Below are 15974 nucleotides of genomic sequence, written 5' to 3' on the forward strand. Positions count from 1 at the left end.
TGTTTTTAAAAATGCAATTCAAAACATTGGAGAAGTCTTTGTATTTTTAAAAAGAGCAATTATGAAATTGATTCATTAAAATAAGAATAGATCTTATAATTCCTTTAATACTAAAAAAAGCACTGATGGTACCGATTATTCCTAACATGATAAAAGAATAAGGGAAAAGATCCCATAGAAAACTGGTGAAGGGTGCAAACCAACTAAAATCACCAATCATCAAAAGGATTAAGATAATTAAAGCAAACACAGAGATAAACGTAAATATTTTCTGTGGCATATTAACTCGCCTCCGAATTTGGTTCTTATCATCTATTTTATCTTAAATTTTGAAATAACAAAATAAATTTTCTTAAAAAGAGATGATCTCGATATTATCGAGACCATCTAATAGCTGGCTCTAAAAAATTGTCTGTTTTCAGATATACGATTTCAAATTCATAATTGAGATTATACTATTAACAACCACATTTGATTAATATCTCTTCGCCTGTACTCGAAATAAATCCTAAAGTAGCAGGACATCCCTCAAAATAACAGCAGTCCCAATGCTTATCACATCGAGGAATATAATTTAATTCATTGTTGGGTTTCATGCCCTTTTTGGACTTGGTGATTAAGTTTTTATTTTTTGAATTCTTTGACATGTTATCACTACCTTTAAAAAAATATTTTTTCTTAACATCCCTCAATTGACATTTTCCCCCTAAAAGCGGTACGAATTAATGTTGGAGCACCACCATACCCTGATATACCATCTAAACAATTTAGTAAGTTTTGGTCACAATTACAACGATCTGGATACGATGGAAAAGCACCATAACAGTAATCGTGTGTTCTACAACATTCATCTACTGAATTAACTGGCGAGCCACTACCACAATTATTACCACACCAATTGTACGGAATCGTAACATAAGGGCCACCCGGCCAAAGAGGCTCTGGAAAAGCACAGCAACCACTCCCAATACAAGGAACGATATCATACCAAGCCTGTAAAGATATGTTGCCATCTTTAACAGTTTCACTACTCGAACTTTTATACAGAGGCTTAAAATTTAATGATTGAATATCTGTTTCTTCTTTTTTGTGTATCAAGATTACTTCATTTTCAATAGCAATAATTTCAAGGAAATTTTTATCCTTATCTCTAATTAGATGATATAGACGAGCATAAAAAGGAATATTATCACCATTTACAATTTCAACTTTTACATTATTAGTAATCTTCAAGGTTTGTGTAGTAACATTTAATCTTTGGTCTTCTCCATAATCAAATGTTAACTCTACAGAATCTTGTTCTAAAAAGTTTTTACTATTAATTTCTTTTAGCCCTGAGTAGTTTAACATTTTTTGTATTTGTTCTTTTTGATTAATTGTCAACCAATCAAGATTTCTTTTAGTACTTTTGTTAACGCTTATTTTGGCCAATCCCCACTTATCTTCCTTCATAGTTATTATTTCACTCCTTAACCGCGTATTTAAATAAAGAAAAACAAATTTATAGCCCGTTTAAAAAACTAATCTATTGACTTTTCAAAAAGTTTCTTATTTTGCTTGAGGAAATAGTAAATTCTATCATCAACTCACATAAAAGCTTTTTTTCTTTTTCTTCTAGATCTTGGCTTTCTAAGCATTGATTAAAAAGGCTAGCCAATTCCATAGATTTAGAATAGCACATCATTAAATATTTTATTTTCAATTTCAATCATCCCTTCTTAAAGAGTTTGGTTATCTCTGGCAAATTTAGAAAGAAACGTTTCAAAGTGTGCTAATCAACTCCTAAATAGCTTTTACACCATCTTTATTTTAAATTAGATCAACTCCTTTTGTTTTTGATGCATGCATCTAATTAGTAAAGAGTACATAAGAGGAAATTTGTAAACCGAGTTTTTAAAAAATTGTATTTTCAAATCAAAGTAATCTATTACTCGGGATCTATTTACAGCTTTTTAATTAATTTCGCTATTGTCTCTGTTAACTCATCAATTTTCCTTTCAAACCTGAACAACAGATAAAATGTTATTACAATTGGGAAACCAATGTTCCCAATCAAATCGATTACATTATCTAATTCCATGAAGATTCACCTCCTAAAAGTCTAAGGAGATTAATTGCCAAAAAAGTAAATTTCCTTCTTAATTTTTTAATAAAATATGTCATAATAGAAGAACAGAACATTTGTTCGTAATTTGGTTTATTATTGATGGAATTGTTCTCTTTAATTAGAAAGGAGGATTTTTCATGGATGATTTTAATCAATTTTTAGAAGCAAATAAAAAATTATTTTCTCAACCTATCATTATGAGTTTCTTTAAAGACGAATATCATAAGGAATTATTAAAGAGCATTATTGAAGAGAGGGATAGTGAAGCGGATGAAGAGTTAAATGAATTATTTAAAGAGTTCTATCTAAGATACAGAATATTTAAATATATCGACGTGTTGGCTCACAATTACTCAATTGAGTTTGATAAATCCCGAAAAAAACACTATCGGAAAAATCTTTTAAAATTAGATCAGCCAATTTCCACTGAAGAAGAGTCTGGAACATTTATAGACTTTATTCAAAGTAATGATATGTCGACTTTTAATAAAGTGATTGAGGGATCACATAGCGTTGCAGAATTAATTGAAAACGAACACTTAAGTTTGGCATTCGAACGATTATCCGAGAAACAAAAAAAGATATTGAAATTATCTATTATTAATCAATGGAATCTGTTCGAATGATTTTAGTTATATCTACTTTCTTATTCATCCCACTTCTCCTATTTGGTAGTGAGGTGATGGTTGCCGAATTCGGAAATCCATTTTTTTTCATAGGAATTACTTTTCCGTGGGTTCTATTGATTTATTTCCCCGCTGAATTACATGGTTATTTCGATGAAGAAAAAGTGACGCCGAAAGTGAATAAGCTTTATAAGGCACTTTTTATTCTCTATGTTTTGGTTTTTTGGGTTGTTGGTGGTTTGTGGTTCTTCAGTGTCTAAAAATAAAATTTCAAATGAGTGGGTTAATAATTATACGTTTTGTTAAAAATTAAATGAAGTAATAGTCAATAGATATCCACTCACCATAGACTATTGTGTAGGTGTGAATTATCATGCCGTATGTTAAGAAGTCGCAAATCGATCAAAACATTGATGAAAATCGGAAAAAGTAAATGAACGGATTCATGCACGAAAATCACGACAGCCAAAAGTTAAAAAAATTAAACGGCGATCAGAAGATGAACGAAAAGCACTAACGGCTGTTGCTAAAGCAAGCGTGGACCGCGCCAAAAGAGAAGGCAAAATGAAAATGATCGGGAAACGGAGAATTTACTATGATCCCTCTGAGTGAGTAAATGCTTGAATTATGTGGTTAACTTCTTAACCGTCTTTTTTTATTGGAAAAATTTAAAAAAGAAGATATCATATATAGTAGCTTTTACATCAGGGAGGAATTTCTTAATGAGTCACCAATCTCAGTACAACGAAAAGTTACTAACAGTCGCAGAAGCTGTTCAACATATTCAACCTGGAACAGATATCATTTCTCCACTAGGATGTGCAGAACCGGATGCACTGATCAAACAATTAGAAAATCATGAGGGCTTAAATGACAACCGTCTATTTACGATGTTGACTACACGAGAATTAATTGATGTAGACCCAGATAAATTAAGAATAACGAGCTTGTTTTTAGGTAGTTCTGAACGTAAAGCATTCAATGAAGGAAAAATAGATCTATTGCCGAATCACTTTTCAGATTTACCGAAGTTATTGAAACAAATCGCCCGTAAACCTGTCGTGATGACCGTTGTTTCTCCGATGGATGAGAATGGTTATTTTTCAATGGGCACAAACGCAGATCATACCATTTCGATGGTGAAAGAAGCAGAGACGATTTTAGTGGAAGTGAATGAGCATATGCCACGGACATATGGTGAAAATCAAATCCATATTTCCGAAGTGACAGCAATCGTTGAGCATCACCAACCATTACCTGAATTGCCTAGTACACCCGGTCAGTCAGAGAAGGATATGAAGATAGGTAACTATGTCGCTAGTTTAATTAAGAATGGAGACACATTGCAGGTTGGATTTGGTTCAATTCCAAACGCGATTATGGACAACCTGAAAGATTACCGTAATTTAACGATCCACACGGAAATGATCCCAGAAAAAATTATCGAATTATTTAAGAGTGGAGCAGTGACGAATGAAAATAACCCATTTAAAAAAGGGAAGATGACCGCAACATTCGCTTACGGTTCGAAAAAACTATATGATTTCATGCATGAAAACGATGATATTTATATGCTGCCAGTTAACCAAACGAATAATGTATGTAAGTTACAAGAGATCGACGACTTAGTGACTGTGAATGCAGGTGTTGAAGTTGATTTCCTAGGACAAGTAAATGCAGAAAAAGTAGGTAATACGTATTTTTCATCAACAGGTGGACAGTCAGATTTCCAACTCGCTTCCCATCTTTCGGAGAACGGAAGAGGTGTGATTTGCCTACATTCCACTGCGAAAAATGATGAAATCACTAAGATTGTACCTACGCTTCAGCAAGGTGCTCCAGTGACAACCCATAAAAATGACGTGGACTATATAGTTACAGAATATGGGATTGCTAGACTTCGCGGTAAAACAATTCGCGAACGGACAAAAGCCTTAATTGAAATTGCCCATCCAAAATTTAGAGAGCAATTGACCAAGGAAGCGAAGCAAATGGGTTATTTATAAGAGAGAAAAGCATGCCGCACAGTTAATTGCGGCATGCTTTTTTAAGTGCTCTGAATTGACATAAGAATTGGAAGCTATGATAGGCTAGATTAAGAGCGATTGTTTTAAAAACACTTTATTGTATAAAAAAGAATTAGCTTAAATAAATGAAAAGGGGAATTCCATGACAATAAAAAATAGACAAATTACACTAGCAGAACGTCCGAGTGGAATGCCTGATGAACAGACATTCCAATTCAAGACAGAAGAAATCAATGAAATTCAGCAAGATGAAGTTTTACTCCGCACACTTTATGTTTCCGTTGATCCTTATATGCGTGGAAGAATGGTAGATGCTGAATCATATATTGAACCTTTTCAATTAAATGAAGTCATCGAAGGCGGTTCAATCGGTGAAGTGATCGATTCCAAGTCAGCGCATTACGCAGTTGGTGACGTTGTAATCGGAAGCTTTGGCTGGCAGGAATACTATGTTGCTCAGGCTAATGAAATTCGAAAAATTGATCCGTCAATAGCACCAATTTCAACGCATTTAGGGATTCTCGGCATGACGGGATTGACGGCTTACTTTGGCTTGTTAGATATTGGCCAACCAAAACAAGACGAAACAGTAGTCATATCTGGAGCTGCCGGTTCAGTCGGTTCGGTCGTTGGTCAAATTGCAAAAATCAAAGGTGCACATGTTGTTGGCATTGCAGGGTCTGATGAAAAAATTCAATTTTTAAAAGATGAGTTAGGTTTTGACGAAGGAATCAACTATAAAACAACGAAAAATTTAGCAGAAGATTTGAAGAAAGCGTGTCCAAATAAAGTCGATGTGTATTTTGATAACGTCGGTGGAGAAATCTCCGATGTTGTTTTATCACAGTTGAATACATTTGCTCGTGTTCCAGTATGTGGGGCAATTTCGACCTATAACTTGGAAGAAGCGGACCTTGGACCACGTGTACAAACTACACTTATTAAGAAAAGTGCAATGATGCAAGGATTTACAGTTGGAAACTATACAGAACGTTTTAAAGAAGGTGCCATGCAATTAGGTAAATGGTTGCAAGAGGGCAAGCTGACATACCGTGAAACAATAGTTGAAGGTTTTGACGAAATTCCTGAGGCATTTTTAGATTTGTTTAAAGGTAACAATATTGGTAAGTTATTAGTGAAAGTCTCTGACAAAAGTCAATAACATGAAAATAAATCGTGGAGCCATCTCATCGATGCGCTCCACGATTTTTCTATTATTGACTAAGACCTTCAGAGATAATGTTGATATTGTATTTTAAATATTTAACATACGTATCGACTTCATCTCCAGGCTTTCCAATCTCGTCTGAGTAGATTGGCTTCTCAAATATGTCAATACCTGATTCTTTTGAAACAGTTTCCATAGGTCTTGGATCCACATTCGATTCTAGAAATAGAAGTGGAACATTTTCCTCTTCAATGAATTTTAGTAAGGAAGTGATTTGTTCTGGTGAGCCATTTTCTTCGGTATCAACTTTCCAAATACACGCTTCTTTCATGTCATAACGATCGAGCATGTATTGGAATGCACACTCGCTCGTAACTAACACTTTATTTTCTTCCGGAAGCTCTCCTAATTGATCTGCGTACTCTTTTTCAATCTCACCAAGTCGATCTAAATAGTCACTTGCTCGTTTCTCATAATAATCCTTGTTGTCTGGGTCGACTTCTACAAATGCATCCCGCATATCTTTTACCATCTGAATTCCTACAACAGGATTAATGAAAGAATGTGGGTTAATCTCTGTTTCATTTGTTGTTTCATCACGTAAATACATCGGTTCAACTTTCTCAGTTAAGCTATATACTTTGTCATGATCTTGACCGACAGAATCAATCATTTTAAAAAACCAACCGTCTTCTCCACCTTCTAGGTTCATGCCATTATAGAACAAAATGTCAGCATCTGCTGCTTTCTTGGTGTCTTCTGGAAGTGGTTCATACTCATGTGGATCCGTCCCAGTAGGTACTAAGTTATGAACATCTACCTTATCGCCACCGACTTCTCTTACCATGTCTGTAATAATCGTAAACGAAGAAACGACTTGTAATCGATCTTCATTTGCAGTTGTTTCTCCAGCATCATTTGTTGTACCTTCTTGATCGGCAGCTGAAGTAGTGTCGTCACCTCCACATGCTACGAGAAATACTAGAAGTAGAATTAAACTTGCTAGAATTGTACCCCTTAAAACAGTTTTCATTTTTTAATACTCTCCCTTTATCTTTAATCATTTATTCTTAAGCTACTTTTCTTTTATTTGATTGAACCATACGTACGATGACGCCTTGCTTTGGTGAAAAAAGAAACATAAAAGCAAAAATAGCTGTTGCTACGAGTACGATTACTGGACCAGATGGCAAATTATACGTGAAGCTGACATACAGTCCGATTACGGATGATGCTGCACCAAAAAATGCTGCTAAAAAGATCATTATTGATAGACGGTTTGTTAATAGATAAGCTGTTGAAGCAGGTGTAATTAACATTGCAATGACAAGAACGACACCTACCGTCTGAAGTGAAGCAACCGTAACAAGTGTTAGTAATACCATGATGCCGTAATGAATCATGCGTACTTTTAATCCATAGGCTGCAGCCATTGTTTCATCAAAGCTGGAAACAAGCAGTTCCTTATAAAATAGATAAACGGCTAATAGGACAACAACCCCGACAATAAGGGTGACAACCATATCAGAAGTACGAACAGACAGCACATTGCCAAAAAGAATTTGTGTTAAGTCAATCGCACTTTGCGCAGATGTAATCAGAATAATTCCAAGTGCAAACATGGCTGCAAAAACGAGTCCAATTGAGGAATCATTTTTAATCCGACTGTTTTGACTGATAGCTCCGATTCCTAATGATGTCAAGACACCCGTGACAACCGCGCCATAAAAGAAGTTGATTCCTAACATATAGGAAATTGCAACTCCAGGTAAGACGGCGTGCGAGATGGCATCTCCCATTAAAGCCATGCCGCGTAATATGATGAAACTACCAATGACACCACATATAATTCCAACCATGATAGAGGTAATAAATGCTTTTTGTAGAAATTCATACGCCATTAAATCTTGAAAAAATTCCATTACACTTCGACCCCCAAACTTGGAGATAAACCGATTCTCATCTTATAGCACTTTTCCATATTTTCCGGTTGGAAGACCTTGTTGACAGGTCCGGCACCATATAATTCTTTGTTAATTAAAATTAAGTCATCAAAATAATTTTCCACTTTGGAAAGATCATGGTGCACGACGAAAATCGTTTTTCCTTGATCGCGTAATTCCTTTAAAATAGTAATAATCACTTCTTCACTACCAACATCAATCCCTACAAATGGCTCATCTAAGAAAAAGTAATTCGCTTTTTGAGCCAAGGTACGAGCAAGAAATACACGCTGTTGTTGCCCTCCCGAAAGTTCAGCGATTTGTCGGTCACAAAACTCTTCCATTCCTACTCTTTCTAAACATTCCATCGCCCACTCTCGATCCTTTTTGCGCGGACGTTTGAAAAGACCTAGGTGCGGATAAGTTCCTAACAACACGACATCCTTAACGATAATTGGGAAATCCCAATCAATATTATTTCGTTGGGGAACATATGCAAATTCCTTTCGTACACGATGAATTGGTTTTCCGCCTATTTCCACATGACCACGATCTTTAGGGATTAATCCTAATGCAGCTTTCATCATCGTCGATTTTCCAGCACCGTTCGGACCGACAATTCCGATTAAGTTCCCTGCATCAAATGAACAAGACACATCACTCACTACTTCATCTCCATAATAAGAAACCGTTAATTGGTTAATCTCTACTTTCCCATTCATGACGTTCACCTTCTTACTTATTTTATAAAACGATCGAGTTTCGCAAGGAAAATAAAGTTTCCTTAGGGAAACATTTAATTAACTGTATTATAATCAATCTTTATTTATTTGTAAAGATACAATTGTAAAAATTCAAAAGTTAACCGTTTTATCATGTGCATCATTGGTGCAACGCGTTTATAATTTCAATAAGAGTGAAATGTAATTAACAAAGAGTGGTTATAGTAAGAAGCATACATACCAATTCAGATGGAGGAGAGCGAATAATGATTATTGCCATCATATTATTACTGTTTGTTTCACTGTTTTTCTCAGGTAGTGAAACAGCATTAACGGCTTCCAATAAAATGCGTTTACGGACGCAATACAATCAAGGAAATACGAAGGCGGGGAAGTTATTAGACTTGGTTTCAAAACCGAGCGAATTCATAACAACGATTTTGATTGGAAATAATATCGCCAACATTTTGCTGCCGACGTTAGTGACGACATTCGCCATTCAGCAAGGCATCAATGTTGGAATTGCTTCTGCCATTTTAACTATTACAGTCATCGTGTTTGCTGAAGTTTTTCCAAAATCAGTGGCTGCTACTTTCCCTGACCGCATCAGCATGCTGGTTTATCCGGTCATTCGTTTCTTCACGTTTATCTTCAAACCATTCACAATCATATTAAATTGGTTAACTGGATTGCTCACGAAAGCCTTGTCAAGAGGCCAGAAGAGCGATAGTACGTATTCAAAAGAAGAACTTCGAACAATGGTGGAGTTAGCAGATTCGGAAGGAACGTTTCAGCGAGAAGAATCAAGCCGGATTATCGGCGTACTGGATTTCAATCGATTGAATGTAAAAGACGTATTGAAGACTCCTCGTGTTGAAGTCATCGGCTTATCTCATCATTCAACGTACGAAGAAGTAAGAGAAATCGTCATCGCTAATCCATACACCCGTTATCCTGTCTATGATAAAACGATTGATCACTTAATTGGGATCTTTCATTCAAAATTTCTCATTCAATGGTCAGCCGAACCAGAAAAAAAACTTACAGACTTCGCAGATATGCACCCCCTCATTGTGTATGAATTCCATAATAGCGAGTGGGTGTTTAAGCGAATGATTAAAGAAAATAAACATATGGCGATTGTTCTTGATGAATATGGCGGGACAGAAGGAATCTTAAGTATGGAGGATATGATTGAAGCGATGATTGGACTCGAAATTGAGGATGAACTTGACCCGACAGATGATCCATTAATTGAAAAACTTTCGGAAGATGAGATCATTTGCGATGGAAAGATTACACTGCATCGATTAAACTCTTTATTTCACACGAAAATCCCAGAAGAAGAGGACGTTCTAGCAGGATTCATTTTGAAAGAACTGACGGATTTCCCGAAACAGGATCAAGAGTTTAAATACGAAGGGTTGAAGTTCTCCATTTTAGAACTCGATCGGCGTACGATTGGAAAAGTGAAAATCACAAAAATGGAAGAAAGCGAATCATAAATAGGTAGACACCGACTGATGTCGGTGTCTTTTGTATTCAAAGCTTTAAAACTTTAGTAACCCTGAAGGTACACAGATTAACACTGAAGCTTCGTGAAATAACCCTGAAGGTACGCAGATTAACGCTGAAGTTTCGCGAAATAACCCTGAAGGTACGCAAATTAACCCTGAAGCCCCGCGAAATAACCCTGAAGGTACGCAAATTAACCCTGAAGCTCCACAAATGAACACTGAAGAAGCCTCGAAAACTCTACATCAACCCATCCATCACACGCATGAAGGCTTCTACATTACGTTTGTTAACGAGCAATGGTGAAGTAATACTTGAGAAAGTCCTTGTGAATGGTTCCTTATCGAGTGGCAGCTTTGTCAGCAGATTTTGTTCCAATTCTCTTTTACAAACGTGCTTTGACATTAGAGATAGCCCCATTCCTTCAATAATGCTTTCTTTAATCGCCTGGTTACTCGAAATAGAAAACATGGATTTTGGTCGTAAGCCGTTAGACCGAATGAGGTGGGATAGATATTCGCGTGTTCCTGAACCTTCTTCGCGACTGATCCACACTTGGTCTTGTAAATCATCGATTAATACATTTTCTTTTTTAGATAACGGATGATTAGGAGAAGCAACGATAAATAGTTCGTCCTCCATAAATGGCTCCACATGTAAATCTTTCGAGTTCGTTTGTCCTTCAATCAGACCAAGGTCAACATCCAATTGTTTAACGAGCTGGATAATCTCATCTGTATTCCCGATGGTAATATGAAACTGCACATCCGGATAAGCTGTTTGCATGTTTTTGATCAATAAAGGAACGATGTATTCTCCAATTGTAAAACTTGCACCGATGGAAAGTTCTCCTTGAACAGATTGTTGAATCTCCAAGATGTCTTCAACAGTTTGGTCATAGATAGAGAATAGCTGTTTAATGCGCTCATACAATAATTCACCTGTTGGTGTAATTTGAAGTTTTCTTGGGGAGCGGATAAATAACTCTGTATTCAATTCTTTTTCTAACGATCGGATATGCATACTGACACTCGGCTGAGAGATATATAGAGCTTGAGCTGTTTTTGTGAAATTCTTTAACTCGGCAAGGGTCATAAACGTTCGAAACGCATCAACATTCATATGCGAAAACTCCTTCCTTTTATAAAACTCCAACTTTTATTACCTATTAGTTTTTCTAATAAAAACAATCATTATTATCTATTTTACTAATCACAACTCCTTTTATAAAGTGAAAGAAGAAAGGGAGTTGAATGTCTCTATGAACTTTTTCCAAAAAAATTACCTTCCAGGTCTCCTCGTAGCGTTAGTTTTAGCTTGGTTAGCCATTCAGTTGGCGAAGCTTCCATTTTTATCGATTATGGGGCCGCTCGTTATCGCGATATTATTAGGAATGATTTGGCGAATGATTTTTAAAGAAAATAAAAAGCTTGAACCAGGAATTCAATTTTCGACGAAAAAGCTACTTCGATTAGGAATCATCCTCTTAGGAGTGCAATTAAATTTGTATGAAATCTATGAAGCGGGCTGGCAGGTTATTTTGCTGGCTGTATTTGCAGTAATTATAGGTTTCGCAGTTGTTTATGCGTTTAGTAAACTATTAAAGGTAGACCGTAAGCTCGGTATTTTAACAGCATGTGGAACGGCCATTTGTGGAGCGGCTGCAATCATTGCCACGGCACCTCAAATTAAAGCGAAAAATAACGATATTGCCATTGCCACAGGAACAATCGCTTTATTGGGAACCGTATTTACGTTGGTGTATTCTATAGGATATCAATATATGAATGTTACAGCTGCTGAATATGGTATGTTTTCGGGCTCAACATTACATGAAGTAGCTCACGTCGTTGCGGCGGGGGCTGCCGGCGGAGATGAAGCTGTCGATTTAGCTGTATTAGTCAAGTTAATCCGTGTGGCACTGCTCGTTCCGGTCATTATTTTTATCGGTTTTTTATTTGCCAAAATTGAAAAAGAAGAATCGTCGAAACGTTTTTCTTTATCCATGGTGCCATGGTTTATATTTGGTTTTGCAATCATGAGTACGGTGAATACCATTTTTCAGATTCCAGACAATATAGCTGACCGAATCATTGATATCTCCTATCTGCTTATGGGGATGGCAATGGTAGGTATCGGATTAAATGTCCAACTGTCTTCATTCAGGAGCAATGGAGTCAATGCGTTGAAGGCTGGTTTATATGGATCCATTATCCTATCGTTGCTTACATTTGTTCTCATTCAATGGATCGGTTAAAGTCAGAAAGCGTTCATATTTTTGATGAAATAATAACAATGAATAACGTAAACTAGGTGATGAACATGCTAAACATTCGTGCAGAAACGTTAATTGATATCATCGGTGATTTATATACCGAGGAAACATCAATCGTTCTTTCTGATACTAAAAATTATCTCTATTACCGGCCAAGTGAACGGATCGATTTGAAAATCAAACCTGGTGACCCGGTCGTCGAAGGTACCATTACAGCAAAAGCTCTAAAATTAAAACAGAAAGTCTCTGAATACATCGACCGTGACGTATTTGGCGTTCCTTATTACGGGATGGCGGTACCATATAAACATAACGGTCGAATCGCCGGCTGTGTGACTGCCGTATTTCCCGCACTAAGTGATGCTCTATCAGTAGTTACGGTGCAAGTAGCAGATGGATGGATTCCGATGCCATTTGAAGATATTTTGTATATTGAAGCGAAGAACCGGAAAACGTACGTGATTGGCAAGAATACCTCCGGAACACATCGAAATTCGCTGAATGAATTCGATTTTTTCTTGCCACGTGATCGCTTTATTCGTTGTCACCGTTCATTTGTAATCAATATTCATCATATTGAAGCGATTTATCCGAATACGCACTCCACATTCGAACTAAAAATGAAGGATGGCACAAAGATTCCTGTTAGTCAGACCCATTCTAGTTATTTCAGAAAATTGCTAGGATTTTAATTTGCTGGCTCATACGTAAATCTACTGTTTCACTCATGAAGTAGTAGCGTCTATCTGAAAACGCCCCTCAACAGCCTTGAATCGGATAAACTATAGATGAAAAGGTTTACATTGAAAGGCGGGGTGTTTTATGGAAAAGGGTTATGAACGTATTCACCAGCCGGAACTAAGAAACCATGTCGTATCAGCGGAGGAAGCTGCTTCCTGGATTCAGGATGGTATGACGTTAGGGTTAAGCGGTTTCACACGAGCTGGCGATGCAAAAGCAATACCTTTCGCCCTGGTAGACAGAGCGAAAACCGAACCATTAAAAGTAAACGTTTACACGGGAGCTTCTCTAGGCTCTGATGTGGATAAATTATTTGCTGAAGCGGGAATTCTAAACAAACGTTTACCATTCCAGGCGGATGCAACGATGCGTAAAAAGTTAAACGACGGTGAATTTTATTTTGTCGATCAACACTTGTCTCACACATCTGAAATGTTGCGCCAAGGAACGTTAGACGAAATTGATTATGCTATTGTAGAAGCGGTATCGATTTCTGAGGATGGCTTGATTATTCCATCAACATCAATCGGTAACTCGGCTGTTTTTGTAGAGTATGCTGAAAACGTTTTAATAGAGTTGAACATGGCACAGCCAACTTCTCTTGAAGGCGTTCATGACTTGTTTTCACTAGAAAAACAAGGCGAAAGAGGACCGATTAATATTACGAAACCGGAAGATCGAATCGGTGAAAAAGGCATCAAAGTTGACCCAGCAAAAATCAAAGGAATCGTATTTACAAACCAACCGGACTCCCCATCTCCAATTGTTCCTCCAGATGAGGAAACAAAACAGATGGCTGAACATCTCATCCGATTTCTTGAGAATGAAGTGGAAGCAGGTCGATTGACGAAACAATTAGCACCACTTCAATCGGGAATTGGCTCCATTGCAAATGCGGTTTTACACGGATTATTGGATTCCGATTTTGAAGATTTGAAGGTATACTCTGAAGTATTGCAAGATGCGGTGTTCGATTTGATGGATGCTGGTAAAGTTAACTTTGCATCAGCGTGTTCTATTACATTGTCTGAAGAAAAAATGAACAAAGTTTTTACGAACTTCGATGAATATAAAGACCGTCTCGTTATGCGTTCACAAGAAATCTCGAACCAACCGGAATTAATCCGTCGAATGGGATTGATATCCATTAACACAGCGTTAGAGTTTGATATTTACGGAAACGTGAACTCAACGCATGTCGGTGGAACGAAGATGATGAACGGGATCGGTGGTTCTGGTGATTTTGCAAGAAACGCTCGACTTGGAATTTTCGTAACGAAGTCGATTGCGAAAAACGGTGACATCTCCAGTGTCGTACCATTTGTTCCGCATGTGGATCATACAGAGCATGATGTAGACGTTCTTGTTACCGAGCAAGGATATGCAGATCTCCGTGGTCTAGCACCAAGAGAACGGGTGGAAAAGATTATCGACAACTGCGTTCATCCAATGTATAAAGAACAACTACGTGAATATTATGAAGAAGCAAAAATGCGTGGTGGTCAGACACCTCACGTATTAGAAAAAGCCCTTTCTTGGCATACTCGTTTTGCAGAAGAAGGAACAATGCTTGAGAAAAAACTTTCATACGTATAAATTAAATAGATCAATCTGAGTAAAGTGGCTATCAATTGTTAAAAGATAGCCACTTTTTCAGGTTAATAGTCGAATACATATTAAGAAGTCGTCCATCATAAGGGGTGAATACGATGGAAAAACAGTTAAATCAAGCAATGACACTACGAGAAAATGGGGAATTAAACAAATCTAATAGACTTTTAGTTGAATTAGTTGAAATATATCCTTTTTATGCCTCCATTAACTATGAGTGTGCGCAAAGCTTCAGGTTAGTAGGAAAGGAATCAGAAGCTGTTCCATACTTTGAACAGGCGCTCCGTCTAGGGCTGCCTTCTGAGTCTTTAGCGGACACATATCTCTTTCTATCTCATGGCTATCAAGTCATGGGAGATCAAGAGCGAGCAAGAGAAGCACTGCAAAAAGGAAACCAATTGAAACAACAACAAAATAAGTTAGAACAGCATCAAAGAGCTGATGATGCTAACAAAGTTACAGAATAATTTTACTTTTATTTAACAATTTGTCTCCTTCTCATAGTGATAAAACTATGAGAAGGAGACTTTTTTTACAATTAAAATCTTATATACAATGAATATTGAATTCGATCGGTTATCTGGCTTTTATCTATAAATAATATTGGGCACACTGGAAATAATTGATTGATTCACTCGGAAACCAACATGTCAAAATATTTTATAAAATACAATTGAATCTACCCTTAGAAGGGAAAACAGGACTTAATAGCTATATTGATTTAATAGTGAGTGTTAATCTTGATTTGGGGGGAGAATCTGTAAAATAAGGTAGAACTCAGCATACGGAAAGTTGATTTGCCGGGCTTTGAGTCGGTTGATGTTTTAAATTTGGGATAGAAGTTTGAATGAAACAATACAGAAGGAACCGTTATATTTTGAATATCCAGAGTGTGGCGACAAATGCAATTATTGCCACGTGAAAAAGAAAAAATGATGATTGTTGTTGTGGCTGACTTAGCGAGAAGACGTAAGCAGCGGGGGTTGAAAAAATTACATGATGAAGTGAATAAGAAGAAAAAAATAAATCGTTTACTTTACCTGCAAGCAGCAGAACTAGCTTGCAGGCTTTGTTTTTTCTTGGAAAAGGAGCTTGCGGAATATGAGAGCTTGCGTCGATACGTAAATGGCTTTGTGGCGTAAGCGGAATGTTATCGAGAAGCTGTCTCGATGCGCAACTTGGTTTGAGAAGTAAGCGAAAAGTCATCGAGAGCATGTCTCGACACCCAATTGAGTTCAT

The 15974-nt window shown here is 36.9% G+C and carries 15 protein-coding genes and 1 pseudogene; 10 read left to right on the forward strand and 6 right to left on the reverse strand.

Going from position 1 to position 15974, the window contains the following annotated elements:
• Positions 1–678 precede the first annotated feature (678 nt).
• Together KC820_RS12510 and KC820_RS12515 are read right to left on the reverse strand one after the other, a co-directional pair.
• A complete protein-coding gene (locus tag KC820_RS12510; RefSeq protein ID WP_212371486.1) occupies positions 679–1452 on the reverse strand; it encodes a phospholipase A2 family protein in 774 nt (257 codons plus the stop codon).
• 490 nt (positions 1453–1942) lie between these two features.
• Positions 1943–2080 (reverse strand): YvrJ family protein, encoded by a 138-nt coding sequence (locus KC820_RS12515; protein ID WP_212371488.1) that lies wholly within the window; start codon positions 2078–2080, stop codon positions 1943–1945.
• A gap of 164 nt (positions 2081–2244) precedes the next feature.
• Between KC820_RS12515 and KC820_RS12520 the strand changes: the two genes are divergently transcribed.
• The 4 genes from KC820_RS12520 to KC820_RS12535 all read left to right on the forward strand — a co-directional run bounded on the left by KC820_RS12520 (position 2245) and on the right by KC820_RS12535 (position 5922).
• Positions 2245–2733: a sigma-70 family RNA polymerase sigma factor gene (locus KC820_RS12520; protein ID WP_212371490.1), complete on the forward strand. Its 489-nt coding sequence runs from the start codon at positions 2245–2247 to the stop codon at positions 2731–2733.
• Complete coding sequence (locus KC820_RS12525) at positions 2715–2993, forward strand: hypothetical protein (protein WP_212371491.1); 279 nt, start codon at positions 2715–2717, stop codon at positions 2991–2993. The genes KC820_RS12520 and KC820_RS12525 overlap by 19 nt, the downstream gene beginning before the upstream one ends.
• Before the next feature lie 462 nt (positions 2994–3455).
• Positions 3456–4739 (forward strand): acetyl-CoA hydrolase/transferase family protein, encoded by a 1284-nt coding sequence (locus tag KC820_RS12530; RefSeq protein ID WP_212371493.1) that lies wholly within the window; start codon positions 3456–3458, stop codon positions 4737–4739.
• Positions 4740–4902: 163 nt separating this feature from the next.
• Positions 4903–5922 carry an NADP-dependent oxidoreductase gene (locus tag KC820_RS12535; RefSeq protein ID WP_212371502.1) on the forward strand — a complete coding sequence of 340 codons (1020 nt, stop codon included), beginning with the start codon at positions 4903–4905 and terminating at the stop codon, positions 5920–5922.
• Between the two features lie 52 nt (positions 5923–5974).
• Here the strand turns inward: KC820_RS12535 and KC820_RS12540 are convergent, their stop codons facing one another.
• The 3 genes from KC820_RS12540 to KC820_RS12550 are packed head-to-tail and all read right to left on the reverse strand — an operon-like array spanning position 5975 to position 8593.
• A complete protein-coding gene (locus tag KC820_RS12540; RefSeq protein ID WP_212371503.1) occupies positions 5975–6961 on the reverse strand; it encodes a metal ABC transporter solute-binding protein, Zn/Mn family in 987 nt (328 codons plus the stop codon).
• Between the two features lie 37 nt (positions 6962–6998).
• Entirely contained in the window at positions 6999–7850 is an 852-nt protein-coding gene (locus KC820_RS12545; RefSeq protein ID WP_212371512.1) for a metal ABC transporter permease, read from the reverse strand.
• Positions 7850–8593 carry a metal ABC transporter ATP-binding protein gene (locus KC820_RS12550; RefSeq protein WP_212371515.1) on the reverse strand — a complete coding sequence of 248 codons (744 nt, stop codon included), beginning with the start codon at positions 8591–8593 and terminating at the stop codon, positions 7850–7852. The genes KC820_RS12545 and KC820_RS12550 overlap by 1 nt, the downstream gene beginning before the upstream one ends.
• 266 nt (positions 8594–8859) lie before the next feature.
• Between KC820_RS12550 and KC820_RS12555 the strand changes: the two genes are divergently transcribed.
• Positions 8860–10098: a hemolysin family protein gene (locus tag KC820_RS12555; RefSeq protein ID WP_212371523.1), complete on the forward strand. Its 1239-nt coding sequence runs from the start codon at positions 8860–8862 to the stop codon at positions 10096–10098.
• Positions 10099–10348: 250 nt separating this feature from the next.
• Here the strand turns inward: KC820_RS12555 and KC820_RS12560 are convergent, their stop codons facing one another.
• On the reverse strand, positions 10349–11230 hold the full coding sequence (locus KC820_RS12560) for a LysR family transcriptional regulator (RefSeq protein ID WP_212371525.1): 882 nt from the start codon (positions 11228–11230) through the stop codon (positions 10349–10351).
• 139 nt (positions 11231–11369) lie between these two features.
• Here KC820_RS12560 and KC820_RS12565 point away from each other — a divergent pair, with 139 nt between their 5' ends.
• The 5 genes and pseudogenes from KC820_RS12565 to KC820_RS13655 all read left to right on the forward strand — a co-directional run.
• Entirely contained in the window at positions 11370–12365 is a 996-nt protein-coding gene (locus KC820_RS12565) for a YeiH family protein (RefSeq protein WP_212371527.1), read from the forward strand.
• A gap of 65 nt (positions 12366–12430) precedes the next feature.
• A complete protein-coding gene (locus KC820_RS12570) occupies positions 12431–13075 on the forward strand; it encodes a LytTR family DNA-binding domain-containing protein (RefSeq protein WP_212371535.1) in 645 nt (214 codons plus the stop codon).
• Between the two features lie 130 nt (positions 13076–13205).
• Positions 13206–14720, forward strand: coding sequence for an acetyl-CoA hydrolase/transferase family protein (locus KC820_RS12575; protein ID WP_212371529.1), 1515 nt, complete (start codon positions 13206–13208; stop codon positions 14718–14720).
• A gap of 113 nt (positions 14721–14833) precedes the next feature.
• Positions 14834–15202 carry a tetratricopeptide repeat protein gene (locus KC820_RS12580; protein WP_212371531.1) on the forward strand — a complete coding sequence of 123 codons (369 nt, stop codon included), beginning with the start codon at positions 14834–14836 and terminating at the stop codon, positions 15200–15202.
• Positions 15203–15637: 435 nt separating this feature from the next.
• Positions 15638–15739 (forward strand): annotated as a pseudogene (locus KC820_RS13655) (urease subunit gamma); the annotation flags it as partial.
• Positions 15740–15974: the final 235 nt, after the last annotated feature.

The sequence above is a fragment of the Allobacillus saliphilus genome, assembly GCF_018138385.1.
Classification (GTDB): domain Bacteria; phylum Bacillota; class Bacilli; order Bacillales; family Alkalibacillaceae; genus Allobacillus; species Allobacillus saliphilus.

Excerpts from the sequence above, each read along its gene's own strand:
- KC820_RS12510 (WP_212371486.1), bottom strand. The coding sequence starts at position 1,452 with ATGAAGGAAGATAAGTGGGGATTGGCCAAAATAAGCGTTAACAAAAGT.
- KC820_RS12515 (WP_212371488.1), bottom strand. The coding sequence starts at position 2,080 with ATGGAATTAGATAATGTAATCGATTTGATTGGGAACATTGGTTTCCCA.
- KC820_RS12520 (WP_212371490.1), top strand. The coding sequence starts at position 2,245 with ATGGATGATTTTAATCAATTTTTAGAAGCAAATAAAAAATTATTTTCT.
- KC820_RS12525 (WP_212371491.1), top strand. The coding sequence starts at position 2,715 with ATGGAATCTGTTCGAATGATTTTAGTTATATCTACTTTCTTATTCATC.
- KC820_RS12530 (WP_212371493.1), top strand. The coding sequence starts at position 3,456 with ATGAGTCACCAATCTCAGTACAACGAAAAGTTACTAACAGTCGCAGAA.
- KC820_RS12535 (WP_212371502.1), top strand. The coding sequence starts at position 4,903 with ATGACAATAAAAAATAGACAAATTACACTAGCAGAACGTCCGAGTGGA.
- KC820_RS12540 (WP_212371503.1), bottom strand. The coding sequence starts at position 6,961 with ATGAAAACTGTTTTAAGGGGTACAATTCTAGCAAGTTTAATTCTACTT.
- KC820_RS12545 (WP_212371512.1), bottom strand. The coding sequence starts at position 7,850 with ATGGAATTTTTTCAAGATTTAATGGCGTATGAATTTCTACAAAAAGCA.
- KC820_RS12550 (WP_212371515.1), bottom strand. The coding sequence starts at position 8,593 with ATGAATGGGAAAGTAGAGATTAACCAATTAACGGTTTCTTATTATGGA.
- KC820_RS12555 (WP_212371523.1), top strand. The coding sequence starts at position 8,860 with ATGATTATTGCCATCATATTATTACTGTTTGTTTCACTGTTTTTCTCA.
- KC820_RS12560 (WP_212371525.1), bottom strand. The coding sequence starts at position 11,230 with ATGAATGTTGATGCGTTTCGAACGTTTATGACCCTTGCCGAGTTAAAG.
- KC820_RS12565 (WP_212371527.1), top strand. The coding sequence starts at position 11,370 with ATGAACTTTTTCCAAAAAAATTACCTTCCAGGTCTCCTCGTAGCGTTA.
- KC820_RS12570 (WP_212371535.1), top strand. The coding sequence starts at position 12,431 with ATGCTAAACATTCGTGCAGAAACGTTAATTGATATCATCGGTGATTTA.
- KC820_RS12575 (WP_212371529.1), top strand. The coding sequence starts at position 13,206 with ATGGAAAAGGGTTATGAACGTATTCACCAGCCGGAACTAAGAAACCAT.
- KC820_RS12580 (WP_212371531.1), top strand. The coding sequence starts at position 14,834 with ATGGAAAAACAGTTAAATCAAGCAATGACACTACGAGAAAATGGGGAA.